Annotated in this window: 2 protein-coding genes; one reads left to right on the top strand and one right to left on the bottom strand. The window is 32.8% G+C overall.

Going from position 1 to position 1,264, the window contains the following annotated elements:
* Positions 1 to 401 (bottom strand): hypothetical protein (locus tag Q0138_RS00935; RefSeq protein ID WP_297979648.1); only part of this gene is annotated, 401 nt, incomplete at its 3' end.
* Between the two features lie 37 nt (positions 402 to 438).
* Here Q0138_RS00935 and Q0138_RS00940 point away from each other — a divergent pair.
* On the top strand, positions 439 to 1,155 hold the full coding sequence (locus Q0138_RS00940) for a (5-formylfuran-3-yl)methyl phosphate synthase (RefSeq protein WP_297979649.1): 717 nt from the start codon (positions 439 to 441) through the stop codon (positions 1,153 to 1,155).
* Positions 1,156 to 1,264: the final 109 nt, after the last annotated feature.

Here is a 1,264-nt window from a genome sequence, read left to right on the forward strand (position 1 = left end):
TTAGTTTCTACAGCAATAAAAGGTCTATTGGGAGAAGAATTTTTTTTCATAAAAAATCTGCGCATAAATAATGCAACGCGAATATTTAAATTGTCATTTCCTAAACAAATGCACACATAATTTATATCTTCATATATTTTATTGAGTTCTGCTTCAAAGTTGTTCGACAACATTGTTATTTGCTTAAAAGTCAAATTATAATTCTTTTGAATTTCAGGATGTTCTATAAAAAATCTTTCACTTATCGCATCAGCATCCCTATCAAAAACCACAACTTTAAGAATATAATCTTTTCCTAGTTGTCCCAACCAAATACAATTTTTTACAAGTTCTATACCTATTTTCCCTGCTCCAATAATTAAGACACCTATATTCTTTCCCCCATATTTTAGTGCTTCCACAAGCGGATGCCTAAAAAACAAATCATTTGCGATATATTTGCTTTTATTAATTAGTCCTATAAATCATGATGAAGCTGTAGAATCCATTGAAGGTGGAGCTGACATTGTAGATGTAAAAAACCCTAAAGAAGGTTCCCTTGGAGCTAATTTCCCTTGGGTAATCAAAGACATTAGAGAACTTACCCCTGATGAAATGCTTGTAAGTGCAACTTTAGGTGATGTTCCATACAAACCTGGAACAGTTTCCTTGGCTGCCATGGGCGCATTGGTTTCCGGTGCAGACTATATTAAGGTTGGATTATATGGTCCTTCCAATTATGAGGAAGGTGTTGAAGTAATGAAAAATGTAGTAAAAACCGTTAAGGATACAAATCCTGACGCTACTGTTGTTGCTTCCGGTTATGCTGATGCTCACAGAGTTGGAGCAGTTAGTCCTTGGGACATTCCAAAGGTGGCAAAAGACTCTGGTGCAGATTTAGCTATGTTAGACACTGCTGTTAAGGATGGAAAAACTTTATTTGATTATTTGGACATTGATGATTGTAAAAAATTCACTGAAGAAGCTCACAGTTATGGATTGAAAGTGGCTTTGGCAGGTTCCGTTAAAAAGGATCAATTAAAACCATTATATGACATTGGTTGTGATGTTGTTGGAGTACGTGGAGCTGCCTGTGTAGGTGGAGACAGAAACACCGGTCACATTGACAGAACTGCTGTAGCTGAATTAAAAGAACTCATTGAATCTTTTGAATAAGTTTAAATCATATTAAATAAATTTAATTTATTTTAATTTTTTAATTTAAGTTATTTTAATTAATTTTATTATTCTAATTAATTTTTAATTAATTTATTTTAATTTATTC

It is taken from the genome of uncultured Methanobrevibacter sp., assembly GCF_937906425.1.
Taxonomy (GTDB): domain Archaea; phylum Methanobacteriota; class Methanobacteria; order Methanobacteriales; family Methanobacteriaceae; genus Methanobrevibacter.